The 19,519-nt window shown below is 40.1% G+C and carries 15 protein-coding genes and 1 pseudogene; 15 read left to right on the forward strand and 1 reads right to left on the reverse strand.

Going from position 1 to position 19,519, the window contains the following annotated elements:
* The first annotated feature begins 384 nt into the window (after nt 1–384).
* The 15 genes and pseudogenes from clpB to O99_RS04670 all read left to right on the forward strand — a co-directional run bounded on the left by clpB (nt 385) and on the right by O99_RS04670 (nt 17,984).
* The gene (clpB, locus tag O99_RS04600; protein WP_035006597.1) at nt 385–2,985 is read left to right on the forward strand and encodes an ATP-dependent chaperone ClpB; all 2,601 of its coding nucleotides are present in this window, start codon (nt 385–387) and stop codon (nt 2,983–2,985) included.
* A 544-nt stretch (nt 2,986–3,529) separates the two neighbouring features.
* Nucleotides 3,530–3,847, forward strand: coding sequence for a hypothetical protein (locus tag O99_RS04605; protein ID WP_035006598.1), 318 nt, complete (start codon nt 3,530–3,532; stop codon nt 3,845–3,847).
* A gap of 677 nt (nt 3,848–4,524) precedes the next feature.
* Entirely contained in the window at nt 4,525–5,853 is a 1,329-nt protein-coding gene (locus O99_RS04610) for a PBSX family phage terminase large subunit (protein ID WP_035006599.1), read from the forward strand.
* Nucleotides 5,853–7,673 carry a portal protein gene (locus O99_RS04615; RefSeq protein ID WP_035006600.1) on the forward strand — a complete coding sequence of 607 codons (1,821 nt, stop codon included), beginning with the start codon at nt 5,853–5,855 and terminating at the stop codon, nt 7,671–7,673. The genes O99_RS04610 and O99_RS04615 overlap by 1 nt, the downstream gene beginning before the upstream one ends.
* A 205-nt stretch (nt 7,674–7,878) precedes the next feature.
* Complete coding sequence (locus tag O99_RS04620) at nt 7,879–8,748, forward strand: hypothetical protein (RefSeq protein ID WP_035006601.1); 870 nt, start codon at nt 7,879–7,881, stop codon at nt 8,746–8,748.
* 126 nt (nt 8,749–8,874) lie between these two features.
* Entirely contained in the window at nt 8,875–10,005 is a 1,131-nt protein-coding gene (locus tag O99_RS04625) for a N4-gp56 family major capsid protein (protein ID WP_035006602.1), read from the forward strand.
* Nucleotides 10,006–10,073: 68 nt separating this feature from the next.
* Nucleotides 10,074–10,790, forward strand: coding sequence for a phage adaptor protein (locus O99_RS04630; RefSeq protein ID WP_035006603.1), 717 nt, complete (start codon nt 10,074–10,076; stop codon nt 10,788–10,790).
* The gene (locus tag O99_RS04635; RefSeq protein WP_035006604.1) at nt 10,791–12,254 is read left to right on the forward strand and encodes a hypothetical protein; all 1,464 of its coding nucleotides are present in this window, start codon (nt 10,791–10,793) and stop codon (nt 12,252–12,254) included.
* Nucleotides 12,255–12,680: 426 nt separating this feature from the next.
* A pseudogene (locus O99_RS04640) lies at nt 12,681–13,157 on the forward strand (hypothetical protein); the annotation flags it as partial.
* Between the two features lie 4 nt (nt 13,158–13,161).
* Nucleotides 13,162–14,277: a tail fiber domain-containing protein gene (locus O99_RS04645; protein WP_035006605.1), complete on the forward strand. Its 1,116-nt coding sequence runs from the start codon at nt 13,162–13,164 to the stop codon at nt 14,275–14,277.
* A 5-nt stretch (nt 14,278–14,282) separates the two neighbouring features.
* Nucleotides 14,283–15,272, forward strand: coding sequence for a phage tail protein (locus O99_RS04650; protein WP_035006606.1), 990 nt, complete (start codon nt 14,283–14,285; stop codon nt 15,270–15,272).
* A 517-nt stretch (nt 15,273–15,789) separates the two neighbouring features.
* Nucleotides 15,790–16,053: a hypothetical protein gene (locus O99_RS04655; RefSeq protein ID WP_035006607.1), complete on the forward strand. Its 264-nt coding sequence runs from the start codon at nt 15,790–15,792 to the stop codon at nt 16,051–16,053.
* A gap of 101 nt (nt 16,054–16,154) precedes the next feature.
* The gene (locus O99_RS04660) at nt 16,155–16,817 is read left to right on the forward strand and encodes a lysozyme (protein ID WP_035006608.1); all 663 of its coding nucleotides are present in this window, start codon (nt 16,155–16,157) and stop codon (nt 16,815–16,817) included.
* Nucleotides 16,814–17,065 (forward strand): hypothetical protein, encoded by a 252-nt coding sequence (locus O99_RS04665; RefSeq protein WP_035006609.1) that lies wholly within the window; start codon nt 16,814–16,816, stop codon nt 17,063–17,065. The genes O99_RS04660 and O99_RS04665 overlap by 4 nt, the downstream gene beginning before the upstream one ends.
* Before the next feature lie 469 nt (nt 17,066–17,534).
* Complete coding sequence (locus O99_RS04670) at nt 17,535–17,984, forward strand: hypothetical protein (protein ID WP_035006610.1); 450 nt, start codon at nt 17,535–17,537, stop codon at nt 17,982–17,984.
* 243 nt (nt 17,985–18,227) lie between these two features.
* Here O99_RS04670 and fdhE read toward each other — a convergent pair whose 3' ends face one another.
* A complete protein-coding gene (fdhE, locus tag O99_RS04675) occupies nt 18,228–19,145 on the reverse strand; it encodes a formate dehydrogenase accessory protein FdhE (RefSeq protein ID WP_035006611.1) in 918 nt (305 codons plus the stop codon).
* Nucleotides 19,146–19,519: the final 374 nt, after the last annotated feature.

Consider the following 19,519-nt stretch of genomic DNA (forward strand, 5'->3'; position numbering starts at 1 on the left):
GGAGAGGCAAAGCAGATGTTACAGTATCATTCTTCTCTTTAATTGAGCCTTATGATGCTTTTGAAAAAGGGCTGTAAGAGCGTGCCTGATGGGGAGGAATGGACAAATCTTACTGTATGGGAAGGCGCTATGGGGCAGGAATATCAGGGAATGTTGAGAGAGGTTGTAGGAGAAGGGCTGTGGAGGAAAAAGGTTTTCTTTTTCAAAAGAGGTTTTATTTCCCTCTTGCTATAGGAAGAGGATGTTCCCATATTTCTTTATTGTTAAAGTAAATTATTGTTTATGGGTGTGTGGAAGATCGTGAAGACGCTTGAAAAAAGTGCTTAGCGGTAAAGTACAAGCTCGTGAAAACAAAGAGCCTGTGAAGGCAGAGAGAAAGAAAAAATGAATTTGGAAAAATATAGCGAACGGCTTCAAGGTTTTTTACAAGCAGCGCAAAGCAGTGCTCTTTCTTCTGATCATCAACAGTTTATGCCTGAACATTTCTTGAAAGCGCTTTTAGAAGATAGCCAAGGGTTGGCCGTTTCTTTGATCCAGAAGGCAGGAGGCAATTTGCCAGCTATTCAAAAAGAGCTCAAAGAAGCGCTCGATGCTATGCCAAAAGTACAAGGCGGAAATGGGCAGCTCTATATGTCTCAGCCTATGGCAAAAGTTTTCGCAAAAGCAGAAGAAATTGCTCAAAAAGAAGGGGATCAATTTGTAACAGTAGAACGTGCTCTACAAGCTTTGCTTCTCGAAAAAAATGCAAAAACAGCCGATATTTTGACAACAGGAGGAGTCACAGCGCAGGCTCTTGATGAAGCCATCAAGACAATGCGAAAAGGAAAAACAGCAACAAGTCGTCATGCTGAAAGCCAATATGAAGCGTTGGAAAAATATGCACGTGATTTGACAAAAGAAGCACGAGAGGGAAAACTCGATCCCGTAATTGGACGAGAAGAAGAAATCAGAAGAACTGTTCAAGTCTTATCGAGACGGACCAAAAATAATCCCGTGTTGATAGGAGAACCAGGAGTCGGAAAAACCGCTATTGTTGAAGGACTAGCTCTCCGTATTGTCAATGGTGATGTCCCCGAAACATTGCGGGATAAACAACTCTATGCTCTCGATATGGGAGCCCTGATCGCTGGGGCAAAATATCGAGGCGAGTTTGAAGAACGTTTAAAGGCTGTGCTCTCAGATGTTCAAGCCGAAAATGGACAAATTATTCTCTTCATCGATGAATTGCATAATCTCGTAGGAGCCGGAAAATCAGATGGGCCTATGGATGCTTCCAATTTGCTTAAACCTGCTCTTGCTCGTGGTGAGCTCCATTGTGTAGGCGCAACAACGCTCGATGAGTATCGAAAATATGTCGAAAAAGATGCTGCTCTAGCACGACGTTTTCAACCTGTCTTTGTTCCTGAGCCAACCGTGGAAGATAGTATCTCTATCTTGCGTGGAATCAAAGAAAAATACGAACAACACCACAAAGTACGCTTGGCCGATAATGCTTTAATTGCCGCTGCACGATTGTCCCATCGCTATATTGCAGATCGTTTCTTGCCCGATAAAGCAATCGATTTGATCGATGAAGCCGCCGCACGTTTGAGAATGCAGGTCGATTCAAAACCAGAAGAACTCGATGCAATCGATCGGCGCATCATGCAGTTGAAAATCGAACAGGAAGCTTTAAAAACAGAAGTCGATCCCGCAGCAAAAGAACGCTTGAAAATCGTGCAGACTGAACTCGAAACACTGGAAAAAAATTCAGCAGAAATGACACAAGCTTGGCAGGCCGAAAAACAAAAATTAGGATATGCTGCTGATCTGAAAAAACAACTCGAAGAAGCACGAAATGCTTTGGCTATTGCACAACGAAATGGACAGTTCCAACGCGCTGGTGAATTGGCCTATAGTGTCATTCCTGAACTCGAAAAACAACTCAATGTTGCCGAAAATGATGATCAACAAAATAATCTCGTCGAAGAAATCGTTACAGCTGAACATATTGCGCAAATCGTTTCACGGTGGACAGGAATTCCCGTCGATCGAATGCTCGAAGGGGAACGAGAAAGATTATTGCGCATGGAAGACGAAATCGGTAAACGAGTAGTCGGACAAGCTGAAGCTGTACATGCTATCGCACGCGCTGTACGACGCGCGCGCGCTGGATTGCAAGATCCTAATCGTCCTATCGGGTCCTTTATGTTCCTAGGGCCAACAGGTGTTGGAAAAACCGAACTCACAAAAGCACTCGCTGCTTTTCTTTTTCAAGATGCTCAGGCTATGTTGCGGATTGATATGTCCGAATATATGGAAAAACACGCCGGAGCACGCCTGATCGGTGCCCCTCCAGGATATATCGGATATGAAGAAGGAGGCATCCTCACCGAAGCTGTCAGACGGAGACCTTATCAGGTTATTCTCTTTGACGAAATTGAAAAAGCCCATCCCGATATTTTTAATTTGCTTCTTCAAGTGCTTGATGAAGGACGCTTGACGGATAGTCAGGGCCGAACCGTCGATTTTCGAAATACTGTCCTCATTATGACTTCTAATCTCGGAGCCGAAATCTTGACCGCATTGCCAGAAGGGCAAATAACACATCAAGCAAGAGATGAAGTGATGCAAGTGGTAAAAGCTGCTTTCCGTCCAGAATTTCTGAATCGCGTCGATGAAATTATTCTCTTTCAAAGATTACAGCGCAAAGATATCGAAGCAATCGTTGATCTTCAAATCCAACACTTACAAAATTTACTCAGTGAACGCAAAATTGCCTTGCAGATCAAACCAGAAGCACGAACTTTGCTCGCGCATAAAGGCTATGATCCTCTCTATGGTGCGCGCCCCTTAAAGCGAATGATGCAAAGAGAAATTCAAGACCCTCTCGCAGAAAGTATTTTAAAGGGCACAATCCATGATAATACAACCGTGACAATTACAAAAGAAGGAGAGCAATTGATCTTTTCTCCTGAAACAGAAAGCGAAAAAGTAAACGCTTGAAAGGGTAAAATGACAGAGAAATACAATAAAACTTGACAAGGTGAATCTAAACAGCTATCATAAAGGCATAATCACAATTTCGTCTTTATTTAAGTGTTCTGCATTGGTTGTATGAAATCAGCAGAAGCTTTTTGTTTGTGTTTATAATTTATCTTAGCAATTGAAGCTGATTAAGAAATGGTAATTGGGGAGATTTTCTAAAAAAGCACAGGAAGAAAATCTCCCGTTATTCAAAAGCATTTCTTAAGAAAAAAAATACAATCTCTTCATGCACAAGATTAAGTTTCTTTCTCTTAAGAAGAACCTTCTTCCCATAGAACAGACCTACTTCTCTAAAGAAAGAGCTCTGTTTCATTGGCTCTTTTGTCGCATTGAACTTTATGAAAGGCTAAAATTTGCTTAATTACTTTTTTTACTGCCCAGACTCCGCAGAGCAACACAGCTTCCCACACTGTCCTTGAGGATATTGAGTCATTGATCGTGTCTGGTGAAAACGTTTTTTCGACAAATTTTAAAGTTTTGCATATGAAAAAGGAACTCTCTGATGATACAGGATAATTCTCTTTCTTTGAAGGGGAAAGGACGGCCAAAAGGGACGGTGAATAAAACAACAAAGATTTTCAAAAAAGCACTTCTTACTGCAGCTGAACAGGCGGGAAATCAGTATGGTCGTGATGGTTTGGTTTCTTATCTTTGTTATCATGCGATCAATAATCCTGTTCCTTTCTTTTCTCTGTTAGCAAAAGTTTTGCCTTTGCATGTGATGGGAGAAAATGAAGAAAAGACCAAGGTTATTTCGCGTGTTGAGATTGTACCGATGGTTTCTAATATCGGTGATCTAAACGATCAAATAACGTCTTGACACATCGGTACTTGATTTTGGCACACCCAACCGCCACTTACAAAAATAATGATAAACGCAAGCCGAAGAGGCCGACAAAAAATACGGAACGTCTAAAAATGAAAAACAAGCAGCTGATAAATAACGATTTAAAGATTACCTAAGCCATACTCTATTCCCTGATTTTAAAGGAATATAGAAATTCTTCTTTTCAGCGATTGAGGAAAGTGGTGTATGTTCCAGGTTTATGTTTGAATATCTACAAGAAACCCATAAATGCGAAGAGTTTTTTAAGAAATTGTGAGTGATTTATATTTTAGGGTATGGCTTAGGTAATCTTTAAATCGTTATTTATCAGCTGCTTGTTTTTCATTTTTAGACGTTCCGTATTTTTTGTCAGCTTCTTCGGCTTGCGTTTATCATTATTTTTGTAAGTGGCGGTTGGGTGTGCCAAAATCAAGTACCGATGTGTCAAGACGTTATTTGATCTTAACTCTTTGTGTTGAGGAGTGGAATTATACTCTTCGGGATCCTTTTGTTATGGATGATGTTTTATGATTTTTGGATCAAGAGTCTTAAGGGCAAGGATCTCGCAGAGAGCAGATATCTATTTTTGAAAAGTGTATTCTTTGAATAGGGTCATATAGTGCTTCATAATGAGAGAGAGTTCTATCGGTTAACAAGGGTTATAGTGCACAATGACAACCGTTCAGATTGCCTTGATTCCAAAGCTCATCCCTGTTTTTACTGGAAAAGCTGATGTTCGTGCTGCTTGGGGAGGGAGGGGATCAGGGAAAACACGCTCCTTTGCTTTGATGACAGCTGTGATTGGCTATCATCATGGAAAAGCCGGAGAACGAGGCATTATCCTTTGTGCGCGACAATTCCAAAATTCATTGGCTGAAAGTTCTCTCGAAGAAATTAAACGTGCTATCGAGGCCTATCCCTTTTTAAGCGACTATTATGAAATTGGCGATAAATATATTAGATCAAAAGACGGCTGTATCGTTTATGCTTTTGCTGGTCTTGATCGCAATATCGCTAGCGTTAAATCTATGGGGCGTATTTTGCTCTGTTGGGTCGATGAGGCCGAGCCTGTAACCGATGCCGCTTGGCAAATCCTGATTCCAACGCTCAGAGAAGAGGGAAAAGAGTGGCATTCCGAATTATGGGTGACATGGAACCCATGCCGAGAAAATGCTGCCGTTGAAAAACGGTTCCGTTTTACCAAAGATCCTAATATCAAAGGCGTTGAAATTAATTGGCGCGACAATCCAAAATTTCCTGCGAAACTTAATCGCGATCGACAAGCTGATTTAGAACAAAGGCCTGAACAATATCAACATATTTGGGAAGGGGAATATCTGCAGGCAATGCAAGGGGCTTATTACCAAAAATTGCTGCTTGAAGCAGAACAAGAAGGGCGTATTACTACAGTGCCGCGTGATCCTCTGATCCAGGTCAAAATCTTTTGGGATATCGGCGGAACCGGCGCTAAAGCCGATGCAACCGCTCTATGGGTGGCGCAATTTGTCGGACGCGAAATTCGTGTTCTCGATTATTATGAAGCACAAGGACAGCCCTTATCAGAGCATATCGGATGGGTCTGTCAAAAGGGCTATGAAAAAGCACTGATGGTTTTGCCTCATGATGGAGCTACAAAAGATCGTGTCTATAATGTCAGTTTCGAAAGTGCACTCCAACAAGCTGGTTTTCGTACCCAAATTATCCCTAATCAAGGTGTCGGTGCTGTCAAAATGCGGATCGAAGCTGTAAGACGATTATTCCCCGCTATATGGTTTAATCGTGAGACAACAACCGCTGGGCGAAAAGCCCTTGCCTGGTATCACGAAAAACGCGATGAACAACGTAATATCGGTTTGGGAGCCGAACACGATTGGGCAAGCCATGGTGCCGATAGCTTCGGGCTGTTATGCGTGGCCTATGAACAACCCAGTGCTCACAAAAAACGAGAGGCTTATCGGTCGTGTCCCTCTTCTTCTACAACATCATGGATGGCTTTTTAATGAATATGCAGACTGCTTCTAATTCAATTGAAACCCTCGAACATCAGGCGCTCTTTCAAAAGCTCGTTAACTGGTATCAAGAGGATATTGTTCATGTCGAGCAATGGCGAAAAAATGCTCAAGAAGATTACGATTTTTATAATGGGCGACAGTGGAATGAACAAGATCTTGCTGTTTTACGGGAACAAAACAGACCCGTTATGACATTCAATCGTGTTGCGCCCTTGATTAATGCTGTCGTTGGAACCGAACGCAATAATAAACGCCATGTTCAATTTATTCCACGACAAGAAGGCGCTGCTATCGCTAATCAAATCCTCACTGGAGCAGCAGAATGGTTTCGTGATGAGGCGCATGGTGAATATGAAGATTCCGATGCTTTTCAAGATACGGTTATTTGTGGGATGGGATGGACCGATACTCGGCTCGATTATGAAGAAGATCCTAGAGGAAAACCCGTCATTGCACGGCTCGATCCTATGAAAATGGTGTGGGATACAAGTGCCGTTAAACCTAATCTTATTGATGCTCAGCGGGTGTGGTATATCGATGAAAAACCACTGGAAATTGCACAAGAAATGTTCCCAAATGTGCATTGGAGTGAGCTCAATGCAGATTGGGTGCAACAGCAAACGGGAATGAGTTTGCATAGCGTTGGGAATGGAGATTACCAAAATGAAAGCTTCGGGGAAGGTGAAAATATTCTGCAAAGCCCTAAAATGGTTACTCTGGCTGAATGCCGGTGGTTCGAACGTGAAGTCATCTATAAGGTGCTTAATCCTCAAACTGGGCGGTTTACTGAGTATTCTGAACAGGACTTTGAACAGATTAAAAAAGAATTTCCTCTGTTTCCCGCAACAAAAATGACAAAAAAAGTTGTCAAACGCGCTTTCTTAGGAAAAAAATTGCTCGAGCCTCCCGATAAACCATTGGTCCCTTCTAATCAATTGGGGTGGGAATGTATTACTGGGACATTCGATAAATTAAGTCGACAATTCTATGGAATCGTACGTCCAGCCAAAGACCCTCAACGTTGGGCTAATAAATATTTTAGTCAAGTCATGCATTTGCTTAATAGCCAATCCAAAGGCGGTATCATGGCAGAGCGGGATGCCTTCGATGATGATCGACAAGCAACAGAAAGTTGGGCAAGAGCTGATAGTATTACTTGGCTGAAAAATGGTGCTGTAGCCGCTGGAAGAGTCCAACCAAAACCTGTAGCCCAGTTTCCAAATGGCTTTTTTCAACTCTTTAATGAAGCAAAGGGTGCTATTTCTCAGGTGACAGGATTGTCTCCCGAGTTTGTAGGAACACGCTCCGTCAATCAACCAGGTATACTCGAAGAAAAACGCCGGCAATCTTCGCTCAATCTTTTGGCTGCTTTCTTTGATGGATTGCGTCGCTATCGACAACGACAGGGAAAAATAATTCTCTATCTTATCCAAAATTATCTCTCTGATGGCCGTTTAATTCGTATTGCTGGAGAAGATAATGCTAAATATGTGCCCCTTACACGGGAAATGGTTACAAGTTTGGAATATGATATTGTGGTAGATGATGCACCAACAAGCACAAATGAAAAAGAACGGACATTTTCCGTTATTATGCAATTGTTGCCGCTTATGCAACAATTTGCAACGCCAGAAATGATGCTCGACTTTCTGCACTATTCACCTTTACCTGCATCGCTTATCCATAAAATTACACTCAAAGCACAGCAAAACAGTCAAGTGCTTACTGAGCAACAAGGGCCCCAACAATTCCCAGAAGGAGCAGAAGGTATCCGTGTTGCACAAGCTCTACAGAACCTTGTGGGATGAGTTTACTATTTCCAGAAGGAGCAGAAGGTATCCGTGTTGCACAAGCTCTACAGGATTTTGAGGGATGCGTCTTCTGCTTCTAGAAGAAGCAGAAGGTATCCGTGTTGCGTAAGCTTTACAGGATTTTGAGGGATGCATTTATTGTATATGTGCTCTGCGTGGGTATGGGGGCATTTTGTTGTTTTAGGCAAATGAGGAAAGCATAATGAATGAAGAAACTTTAACATTGGAAGAACAGCACGCATGGGAAACGCATTCTTTGCAAGAAACAAGTGATAGTTTGGAAGGAAATTCTGGGAGAGAAGAGGGAGGTAATGTCCTTGCAGAAGAGGACGATGAAAATGAAATAGTCTCACTGGAGCAGGAGAATGAAGGCGATCAGAGTGAAGAGCCAATGCAAGCTCCACCAGATCCGCAAAAAGACTTTATGGGCTATCTGCAATGGCTTGGACAAATGCTTCAAAATAAACAGCAGACATCAGAAGTGCAACAAACTGCTTCGCAGGGGCAGGGGGCTTCAGAAGCAGAGCGGTTGCAATCTTTTTTTCATCAGTCTGTGGAGACTGTCAAAAAAGTACATAGCGATTTTAATCAAGCTGCTGATTTTGTTTATGAGATGCGTGCAAAGCAATTGGCTGCTTGTGCTTCTCTTTATCCTGAACTAGCAGATCCGAACGTTATTGATGCTATGATCGGCGATGAGTTGAAAAAGATTGTGCAAGATTGTCGTGAAAAGAATAAAAATCCGGCCGAGATGATTTATACAATCGCACAGACTATTGGCTATACAACACCACAAAATCATAAAGGTGAAATTCTACAAAATTATCAAGGGCAAAGTTTACAAGGAATGAAGGAAACAAAGAGCCTACAAGAAAGTGTATGGGAGGAGAAAGCTCTTCAGGAGAGGCAAAATTCTGCCCGTACCCTTGTCGCTTCTAATGGTTTGAGCGCCAATGGGCCAATTTCTTTGGATCTTCTCGATAAGATGTCCGAAGGAGAATTTAATGTTTGGATCGATAACCCAAAAAACAAAGCTGCTTTTAACCATTTAATGAGTGGGGGAGGGCTGTAAAGAGAGGAAAAATACTAAAAAATTAAGACACTAAAAATAACTTTCTGTTCTGAGCATTAGGATAGGAAACAATAAACGCCCGGTACAATACCGGTTTTTTTATATCAAAAATTATGAGGGGGAAAAATGGCTGCAACTCACATCGGACTTAATCATCCAATGGCTGTACGTACATGGTCAAAATTACTGAATCAAGAAGTCTCAAAAGCAATTTCTATTGCACCACTTATTGGAAGAGATTCCAATAGTATTATTCAATTGAAAGATGAAACCAATAAAGCGCATGGAGATTCTATTAGCTTTGGTTTACGTGTCCAATTGTTTGGTGAGGGGGTTACTGAAAAAGACCTTCTTACAGGAAAAGAAGAAGATTTACAATTCCTGACGGATCGCTTGGTCATTAATGAACTTTCTCATGCTGTTCGTGTTAGAAATGAAGGCACAATCGATCAACAGAGAACTTTACATAATTTACGGACAGAAGCCAAAAATGCTCTTGTCGATTGGTATGCAGATCGTTTGAGTCTGATGTTCTTTCTTCATGTCTGTGGTTTTACAGCAAATAAAATCAATTTTGAAGGACGAACCATGGCGGTAAAACCTGTGCATTACGGATTTAATCCACCAACTGAACCAACCGACAAACGGATACTGCGTCCTAATGGAAAAACAAAAGATGCAGATCTTAAATCAAGCGATATCTTTACTCTTCAGTTGATTGATAAAGCTGTCGAACGCGCTAAACTTGCTAACCCAAAAATTAGACCTGTGCGTGTCGATGGAGAAAATGTTTATGTCCTTTATCTCCATCCAACACAAGTTACACAATTGCGATCCAATACAGAGCCAGGGCAATGGCTTGATATCACTAAGGCCATTTACAGTGGAAGCCGTATGAAAAATCCCATCTATAATGGATCATTGGGTATGTATAATGGAGTCATCTTACGAGAAGCAGAGCATGTCACAGAAGGTGTAGGACCGGCATCTGAGGATGGTAAGACGATCCCTATGCTTCCTCATGTGCGTCGTGCCGTTTTGCTAGGGGCACAAAGTACTGTTATCGCTTTCGGTAAGGATCGGGGAGCAACACGCTATAAATTGGTGGAAGAGCTCTTTGACTATGAACGTGAGTTTGGTGTTGCTGCAAAAACAATTATTGGTATGAAAAAAACACGCTTCAGTTTGGAAAATGAGCGTGAAAAAGCTCAGGATTTTGGAACCATAGTGATTTCAACATACGCTCTCTCTTCTTAAAAAAAATTATAAAATTCCCTGCCAATTTTTAAACTTTTGGGAGGGAATAAAATAAAAAGGAAGCACTCATGCCTATTCCTGGATCTTCTTTAACAAAATCTTCTGCTCAATCTTATTCATTTGTTTCAAAAATCTCCGATCATGCCAAAACATTTGGGCAAATGGTGGCGCTGATTCAGGATGAAGTCGATGATACAACAGGTGAATATTCTATTCAAATTCAAGATTCTATTGTAACTGCTCTTCGCTTGTGTGAACAGGAGCCCTTTTTCTTCAATAAAATGCGGGAAATGCGCTTTAAAACACAAAGCGGAAAAACATGGTATGGATATGAAGATACCGCTTTTCTTGAAACAGAAATGGTTATTGAATCTTTGGTTCTTGAGAAAAAAGAAGCAAGGCGAATACCCCTTCTTTATAAATCAAGGAAAAAAGCACAAAAAGAATATAAAAGTCATTCAGTTCAAGTAACACCCGTATTCTACACCTTTTTGGATCAACAAATCGGACTGTTCCCAACACCTGATACTGTTGAAACTGTTCGCCTCTTCTGGAGACCAGCGCATTTTTCTGATAGTCTCGCTCTGCAAGATCAGAACCCTTGGTTTGTTTATGCTTTCGATTTAATTAAAGCACGGGCAAAGTACGAACTCTATAAAAATATTCTCAAAGATGCTGAATGTGCTGCTGTCGCGTTTAGCGATTTTCAAGAACAGCTCCAACTCTTGCGTTACGAAACATCGCGTCGCGAAGGATGCTCTCATATTCTTTCAACGGGGTTTTAAATGGCTTTTTTTCCTCTTGCGGATTATCGTCCCGATGTTGCTCATATCAATAGTCTCTTTACCGATGAACTTGTCAATGTGCTTCCTGCAGATGGATCTTATATCCCAATGCCAAATTTTAGTCCATTATCAGAGCCTTGTCCGGGGACTATTTTAGGCGCTATCGCTGTCAAAACAAAAAATGGTGTGTCGATTATTGCTGGAACAGAAAAAAAAATCTATCAGCTCAATAATACAACTTTGCAGTGGAAAGATATTACGCGTAAAAATAAATCCTATTTTGCTAATGTTGATGCACCTTGGTCTTTTGCGTTATTTGGCGATTATGTTATCGCTGTTAATGCAAATGATAAGCCTCAAGTTATCGATATTAATCAAGATGAAAATTTTAGAGATTTAGGTGGAAATCCTCCACAAGCAGGAATTGTTCGCGTTTGGGGCGATTTCGTTTGTCTCATGAAATTACCCGAACATCCACGACGCGTTCATTGGTCTGGGTTGAATGATGCTGAGTTCTGGACTGTAGGGAAAAAAAGCTGCGATTATCAAGATTTTCCCGATGGGGGATATGTGCAAGGAGCAACAGAAACAACAAATCCGTTAATCTTTATGCGTTCTGCAATTTATGCCGGCTCTTTTATTCCTGGATCTAAGATTATCTTCAGTTTCCAGAAAATACATGATAAACGTGGTGCAAAAAACCCTGAATCAATAGTTTGTCGTGGGGATCTCGCTTTCTTTGCTGATGAGGGAGGATTCTATCAAATTACTACAGATGGGCGAATTTCTCCGATCGGATTCGAAAAAGTCGATCGAACTATGGTGGCAAAAATCTCAGAAAATCAATTATCTACTCTGAGTGCTGCAATCGATGGCGTGTATAACCGCGTTTATTGGGTTATCGATGCCGATGAAACGATCGAAGAGCGGATCTTGCTGATCTATGATTGGGGATTGCAAAAGTGGACCAAAGCGACTGTAAATATCAAAATGATTTTGCCTATTTTTCTAACCGGATATACCTTAGAAGGGCTTGATAGAGTTTCAGAAAGTCTGGATGATTTACCTTTTTCTCTCGATAGTAAAGTGTGGCAAAATGAAACACCAATTCTGGGAGCTTTCGATCGTGAAGGGAGACTCGGATCATTTTCTGGATCCCCTATGGCTTGTGTCATAACCTCACAAGAAATGGGACAGACAAATGGTATGATAACCAGGGTGAGAAATATTATGCCCCAGGTGAATAGTAAAACATTTTATTTGTCGGTTGGTATGCGCTTTCGTCAAGCCTTTGAGGAAGAAACTGTTTGGTTGCCAGAAAGACAACCTTCTACGCATACGGGACAAATTCATTCTCGTGCTAGGGCGCGGTTTTATCGCTTTAAGCTTCGGATACCAGAAGGAGTCAATTGGTCTCATGTCACTGGATTTGATGTCGAGTTGAGGCCTGCCGGCATGCGTTAAGCATGCCAAAGAATAGGGCTTATGCGTTAAGCATACCAAAGAATAGGGCTTATGCGTTAAGCATACCAAAGAATAGGGCTCATGCGTCGAGTTTGCTAAGGCACAAAACTAGAATGGTGAGGATGCTAGGGTAAAAGCTTAATATGGTGAGTATGCTTGGGCAAAATGCTGATGCGGTGGGTTATTCAATCAGGAGGTATCAGTATAAATGAGCGCAATGGAGGGTGACAATAGGATTCTCCGGCTGTTTTTGGTGATGTATCGCGTGTTTCTTCCATAGGTAGGGCAGATTGAATGGCAGGATTATGTTTGTGGATAAGAGAATGCTCTAGATAAATGGTGAGAGATTTTATGGGGATAAGGGATGTATTGAGTATAGCAACAAAAAAACTTCTGGCGAGAGCAAAGTTAAGAAGTTGGGATGCTATGCCCTGGAAGAAAAAAGCTAAAATTGTAACACAACGCTCAGATCATGAAGATTTTTATTCTCTTCATTGTACGCATCAGTGGTCTTGGGAAAAAATGGCTCTTTATCGAGAGGCTATGAATGCAGCTATGCGGAAATATGCTCAACGATTTCCTCATGATGTGTGTTTGAAACATATGGCTGAAGAGATCATTGGTGGGCAGGCGCAGCTGTGGTTGATTTTAAAAAATAGAACTGAATTTAGTGCTTTTGTAATAACCAAAATTGAAAAAACGCACGATGGAAAAAAACGCGTTGTTATTTTAGACCTTGCTGGCCAGGGAGGCATCAAACTGGTTTCATTGATTGATCAACTCGAACAATGGGCACGAACTATCAAGGCTGATGAAATTTTGACACTGGGAAGATCTGGGTGGGCGAAAATGCTTGTTCATCACGGATATGCTATCAATTTTATTCATTATAGAAAGGTTTTAAAGCATGAGAAGACGGACAAGCCCTCAGGTTCAAACAACGACACAAACGAACGCTCCACCCTCGTGGGCGGAGGATATCTTAAAACAGGCAAGCGCTGAAGCTCTCAATTTGTATAATAAAGGCATAGGGGGAAATGTCTATCAAGGAGAACGGCATGCTGATTTAAGTGAAACAACACAAAATGCTCTTAAGGGTTTAGAAAATGCAGCCAATCAATATAACAATTCAGTCTTTAATGAGTGGCTCAAAGAACCTACAAAAAGTGCTCAAAATCTCTCTGAGATGGCAGCTGGAAATTGGATAGGCAATAATAGCAAATTTAATGATGCTCTTAGCAGAGCACTGAATAAAACATCCGATGTTGTTAATCAATCTATGGCAGGAGCAGGACGTTATGGCTCTGGTGCCCATACCGGTATGCTTACCGATGAATTGGGAGCATTGGCAACTCAGGCAACCGCACAACAATATAATCAAGATATTAATCATATGCTCAACGCAAATCAGATGATTGATCGTTCGATGCAAAATCAAGTGAATACAGCCAATAATTTCTATCAAGGACAAAGCAATGCTCAAAATAATGCTTTGAAGGGCGGAATGGTACAAGATGCAAATAAGCAGCATGCTTTGGATGTAGAGCAAGAAAAATGGCGCGAACAGGATAATCAAGCCTGGAATCAATTGGAAAGATTGCTGCAAATTGGAACCAAAGCAGCCGGTAATTATGGAACAAAAACAGGAGAATCCACAACTATGCCTGCAATCACAAAGGATCCCTTACGTGATGCGCAGCGCGTGCTTGGCTTGTTGAAAGGCATTATTGGTCTTTCTGATGTAAACGTTAAAGAAAATATCGTTCTTGTAGGGGAGAAGAACGGCTATCCCCTCTATGAATTTAATTATAAAGGAAATTCGCAACGCTATCGCGGGGTTCTTGCTCAAGATCTCGTTCGTTTGAATCCCGATGCCGTTTATATGAATATAAAAACACATTTATTGCATGTGAATTATAACAAGCTCGGCTTTGGATTGGAAAAGATCAAAAAACCAAAGAAAAAATTCTTTGCCTTTTTTTCTTCTTTCTTTTCTTGGTTGTGGTCTGCAAAAAAAGGATAAATCCTATGAGCTCAATTTATGATTGGTCACTTATTGCGGCTGAGAATGCTCGCGCCGACGAAATAATCAACTGGGCTGAAGGACAACCTCCAAGTTCAGTGAATGATAGTGCTCGTGCAATGATGCAGCGCGTCAAAGAATATTTATCCGATATCGGGGGAACCGTTGAGGTTAAATTCACTATAACGGCTGAAGAGAAAGAAGAAAGTAAGAAAAAAACCTCTATTCATTTGACAACTAAGGCTCCTTATGCAGCTTATCAAAATGGTATTGTGCTTCGATTTAAAGCGCAAGAAACGAATGTCGGAGCCACAAGTGTTGTCTTAAATCAATTGTCTTCTCAGCCAATTTATAAAGGAACACAGGAGGGACTCCGACCGTTGACCGGTGGCGAGATGCAAAAAGAAGGGCTTTATGAACTGATCTATTATTCGGAAATCGGTGAAAAAAAAGAAGAAGGATGGTATTTAACCAATCCAGCTGTTGTTCTCCCTAAAGTCAGTGTTTTTCCTTCAGGCTTTATTGCTTCTTTTGCAACGGAAAAAATTCCGGATGAATGGTTATTGTGTGATGGTAAAGCCTATGCCCGAGGGGAATATGCAAGCCTTTTTGAGGCTATTGGAGAAGTGTGGGGGAAAGGAGATGGCACAACAACTTTTAATGTTCCCGATTTTCGTGGTATGTTTTTACGGGGATTGGATAGTGGAAAAGGAATTGATAAGGACCGTATTTTAGGAAGTGAGCAAAAAGACTCTTTTAAATCTCATGACCATACAGGAACAACAGACAAATCAGGATTGCATGATCACATATATACAGGATACGAAGCGGCAGATGATGCATTAGGAGGGGGAGGACTTCTCAGACGTAGATGGACACAACAAAGATATACAGCTGATTCTGGAGAGCATACTCACAAATTAATCATCGATAAAACAGGGGGAAATGAAACACGTCCCCAAAATATGGCCGTTATTTATGCCATTAAGATATAAAATCTTTCTGTGCTAAAAACAGAGAGAATTTCTGCTTTCCTATGGGGAAGGGGCAAAATATTGGTTGCAGTCTCTTGAGAAACACCATGATGGAAAAAATGCGCTTTTTAAAGGTTTCTTTCTTGCTAAAGATGCCTTTCATAAAGGCTTTCTTGTCTATTCTTCTTTCTTCGTAGGATAAGGGAAAGCATCGATGTATCTACAATCGTTATTGTGGAGGTAGAATAAAATTGTGCAAAGGATCAAGGAATCCTACCTTTTTAAATGAGGAGCTAGCTTGGTTTTCTTCTTTCATGAAGAGAATGCTTTTGCAAAGATAAAATATTTTCCATCAATAAAAATGATTCTTTATCTTACATTTTCTATTCTTTCCAACGCATTATTGGAAGAATAACGAGAATTTCATCTCAAATTATTGAAAATAGAGGCTCTGACAGCTGCTCAATAATGCGTTGGAAAGAATAGAAAAGTTTCCTCATGGACTGTTGATAAATCCAAGAATAAAGGAAAAAATAAAATGGCACTCTTTCCATTTTCAATTGCTGATATTGATGATCCTAGTCATATTCGTGTTGTTCTCTATGCGAGTGGAAGAATGGGACATGCCCCTTTAAATGCATTGTTGAAGCAAATCCTGCAAGAAGGAAAGCGTGAAGATAAAAAACACCAAAAAAACTATATACAACTTTTACAGCGTATTACGGCTTTGGAAGAACAATTGACAACAGGAATAAAAGATCATAGCTTTTCATCAGAAAAAGCGGGAAGATTTCCAAAATGAGCACTTAATTGTCAGCTGGAGAATTGTCAGCTGGAAAGTGCATGATTAGGGGAAAACCATCGATTTTAATCATCCTATAGGCGGTTTATGGAATCAGGAAAATGCGAAAAATATCAAAAGAGGGGTTTGCACTCATTAAACAATGGGAAGGATTACGCTTAAAAGCTTATCAAGATGTTATTGGCGTGTGGACAATTGGATATGGACATACAGAACAAGCAGGAAAACCTGTTGTACAAGATGGCATGGAAATCACACAGGTTGAAGCAGAGACTATACTTCGACAAGATTTGAAACAATTTGAACAAACTGTGGAACGCGAAGTCACTCAGTTTTTAACCGATGAACAGTTTGCAGCTCTTGTATCCTTTTGTTATAATATAGGAACAGAGGCATTTTGTAATTCCACGCTCTTAAAAAAGCTGAACAAAGGAGATTATGAAGCCGTACCAGCCGAATTGCAAAAATGGATAAGAGCAGGAGGAAAACGTGTGCAGGGATTGGTGCATCGACGTGCAGCAGAGGCTGGTTTATGGGCTAAAGGGGCTTATGTTTCTTCTAATTATCAAAAGGTGGAAACAACGAAGAGCATGCCTTTTTTCAAAGCAGAAGTTTTTGCACCATTGATTGCATCTTTTTCAGGTCTTACAGGATTTGTTACGGGACATGGTCCTGTACAGTGGGCTTTGGCTGGTATTATGATTGTGGCTGTGATTGTGGGCATTATCTTGTATATTGATACAGTGAGGAAAGAACAAAAGTGATTTTTTTATTTCGATGGGGTTTTGCTATCCTTTTGGTTATTGTCATTGCTTTGAGTAGCTTTTTTTATGGACGTTCTTTTGAACGGACAAGGTCCTTGATACAAGCGATATCGGCTCTTCAAAATCGTGAGAAAATTAATGCTGAAACTTTTACTCTTTCCCCTTTTAGCCTCTGTCGTGCTCTTGGAGGGATGCCAAAAGAATGTGCCGTTCTCTTGCATAGGATGGAAAAAGCCTCCAATCATTAATAAACCAGCGCATTTAGTTCAGCAAGAACCTTTGTTATCACGCTGGATCGTGGAAACAGATCGCTTTGGAAAAAAGCAGAAATGCTGGTGAACATAAAATAAATTTGATTTTCAAAAAAGCCCAATGGCTAGAATGAAAAAGAGGGAAGAATATAACGATACAAATATTGAGTCACGCTCATTTGCTCCTTTTATTGATCTTATTACACCATAAGGATGATGGTGTGTGTTCTTTAATTGATTATACTCATGAAAAATTGTGCAAATTGAATGAAGAAAAAGAAAGAAAAGAAACAAGATGAGTGTATTGTAAAAAAAGATTTTAGCCTTGGAAAAACAATAAGATTCTTTTCTTAAAATGAACGAAAGATTGCTTTTTGATGTAAGACAATTGATAATAGTTTTTTGTTCTATTTAACTTTCTTCTCAAGTATGATCTGTTCTTGGTAGAGTAAAGGATACGCTGTTCATGGAAAAAAGACTCCGCGCCAGGCGAAAATCCTATCGCAAAAAATTATATAAAAAAATTACTTTTTTTTGTATCGTTCTTTTTTGTGTACTGACTTTTTATTTTGTGGTGAAAACAATTATCGGTCACTTTTTTTTCAAACAAGAGGTCGTACAAGAAGAACCTGTTAAATTAACTATTCCAACATTTGATTTTCGTGTTTATTGTAAAGAAATTGCAGCTTTAGCTGTGCCCGATATGGTGCAACAAGTCTATCATCGTTGTTTTCATCTAGAAAGTGATGCTTTTTTTGCGATTCGCAAAATGTGGGAAGAGGTTTCCGATGATGCTAAGAAAAAATGTATAAAAATTATTCGTCCAGGAGATGGAAATTATTTTTTGCTGCGTGACTGTCTTCTAGGTGAGCAGGAAAAAGGTGAAGGAAATAGCCAAGAGCATCATCACTTTTAAGGTCTCCACTTTTAAATTTCTTGACATTTATGTAAAGCAAAAATTGCCCTTAAGAGTATCGAGTGTTGCCCGATACCAGAAGGTTTCTTTCAATGATGTGACTCTTCTTTTCAGAGAAAAAAGAATTGTCGAGAATAAGATTCTTACTCAAATTGCTTAATTTTATTGCTTCTCAATTTATATTCATGTTCTCTCTCAGACTCTTTTTTCTCTATAATCTTTCTGCCTTGTTTATAGTATGTGCTATTTGTTCTGCGTATTTATATATACTGCTAGAAAAGGATTAAAAGCTCCTAGTTTTAAAGGCAGAGAGGATTGTGAGAGGTGATCTAGTATATAGGCAATATCATCTGCAAACATATCCAAAGATGGATCTTTGTGTTGATCAAGTCGGTTGCAGGAACGCTGACATGTCTGGCATGTTTCAACAACAATAGCACCTGAACTCTTGTCTAGATTAGAAGAAGAAACGTTTTGGATTGATTCGCAAAAGGTGCATTGAAGAAGTGGATAATGCCATAAGGTGCCGCAATAAAGACAAGAGCAAAGTCGTGTGCCTTCTTCTAATCCTGTCTCAACAACAATGCTGGCTGAATGGGTTCCCCTACAGGAAGGGCAAAGATTCTGTTGTTGTATCTTTATGATTTCAGTATTAAGCTGTGAAGCTGCCAGAGAATAAATAATTTGTAAAACGCCAGTAATAAAAAGGTGCTCTCCTTCTTGTTGTAGTGGAATTTCACAATTGAGTATATTGCTTCCCCAAAGGTGCCATTGATCTTGTCGAAGATGCATTCTGCTTAAAGCTTCTTTTTGTTTTATAGGGAGTGCATAAGTTGACATATTGTTTAAAAAATCATGCACAACGCTTTCATAAAAACCCAATTCTAATATCTTTGATCGATCAATAAAAGGAGTAGACATGGTGCTAAAACGAGCAAGTGCACGAGAAAAATCTTTAAATCGTTTGACTGATTGTTGTTGGATTGTGCAAAAATGAGCTAGAAAGAGAAGGGTATCTTTAGCGGAGTGAGTGGTGGCTAAAGATGTAAAGCGCTGAGCTCGTTTTGCAAACAAAGCTTCACTCTCAGGAAATTTTATCATAAATGGGGTGTGTGTTGTAGAAGGAGTGTCTAATCCTTCTGAATCTTTTTGGTGTAGCATGGATATCACTCTTTTGTATTTTGCTTATAACCTTTTTTTCTTATAAAAAGCTTACAATTTTCATTTTTAAGATTACTTTAATTTATTTTGCTGTGCGGATCTGCGTAGTATGGAACTTTTTTCCGCTTTTAGGGATTGTCAGTATGAATTTTTTGAACGAAAATTAATGAGTGCGAAAATATGAAGAGTGAAGTGTCTTGTGAAAAGGATATTTTGCTTCACATTCGTCTATTAAACGGCATTAGGATTCAAACGAACGAGATCTTGAGCAGGAACTCGGCAATAGCATTGCGAATTTCCTTTATAATTAAATTCATAGAGGGGGAAGCCTTTTTATGATATTAAAAAATAAAGGAGTGTCTATATTCGGAAAA

Source organism: Bartonella rochalimae ATCC BAA-1498, assembly GCF_000706645.1.
Lineage (GTDB): Bacteria > Pseudomonadota > Alphaproteobacteria > Rhizobiales > Rhizobiaceae > Bartonella > Bartonella rochalimae.

What these genes read in the sequence shown, in the direction of transcription:
- clpB (WP_035006597.1), top strand. Translation starts at nt 385, where the DNA reads ATGAATTTGGAAAAATATAGCGAACGGCTTCAAGGTTTTTTACAAGCA.
- O99_RS04605 (WP_035006598.1), top strand. Translation starts at nt 3,530, where the DNA reads ATGATACAGGATAATTCTCTTTCTTTGAAGGGGAAAGGACGGCCAAAA.
- O99_RS04610 (WP_035006599.1), top strand. Translation starts at nt 4,525, where the DNA reads ATGACAACCGTTCAGATTGCCTTGATTCCAAAGCTCATCCCTGTTTTT.
- O99_RS04615 (WP_035006600.1), top strand. Translation starts at nt 5,853, where the DNA reads ATGAATATGCAGACTGCTTCTAATTCAATTGAAACCCTCGAACATCAG.
- O99_RS04620 (WP_035006601.1), top strand. Translation starts at nt 7,879, where the DNA reads ATGAATGAAGAAACTTTAACATTGGAAGAACAGCACGCATGGGAAACG.
- O99_RS04625 (WP_035006602.1), top strand. Translation starts at nt 8,875, where the DNA reads ATGGCTGCAACTCACATCGGACTTAATCATCCAATGGCTGTACGTACA.
- O99_RS04630 (WP_035006603.1), top strand. Translation starts at nt 10,074, where the DNA reads ATGCCTATTCCTGGATCTTCTTTAACAAAATCTTCTGCTCAATCTTAT.
- O99_RS04635 (WP_035006604.1), top strand. Translation starts at nt 10,791, where the DNA reads ATGGCTTTTTTTCCTCTTGCGGATTATCGTCCCGATGTTGCTCATATC.
- O99_RS04645 (WP_035006605.1), top strand. Translation starts at nt 13,162, where the DNA reads ATGAGAAGACGGACAAGCCCTCAGGTTCAAACAACGACACAAACGAAC.
- O99_RS04650 (WP_035006606.1), top strand. Translation starts at nt 14,283, where the DNA reads ATGAGCTCAATTTATGATTGGTCACTTATTGCGGCTGAGAATGCTCGC.
- O99_RS04655 (WP_035006607.1), top strand. Translation starts at nt 15,790, where the DNA reads ATGGCACTCTTTCCATTTTCAATTGCTGATATTGATGATCCTAGTCAT.
- O99_RS04660 (WP_035006608.1), top strand. Translation starts at nt 16,155, where the DNA reads ATGCGAAAAATATCAAAAGAGGGGTTTGCACTCATTAAACAATGGGAA.
- O99_RS04670 (WP_035006610.1), top strand. Translation starts at nt 17,535, where the DNA reads ATGGAAAAAAGACTCCGCGCCAGGCGAAAATCCTATCGCAAAAAATTA.
- fdhE (WP_035006611.1), bottom strand. Translation starts at nt 19,145, where the DNA reads ATGCTACACCAAAAAGATTCAGAAGGATTAGACACTCCTTCTACAACA.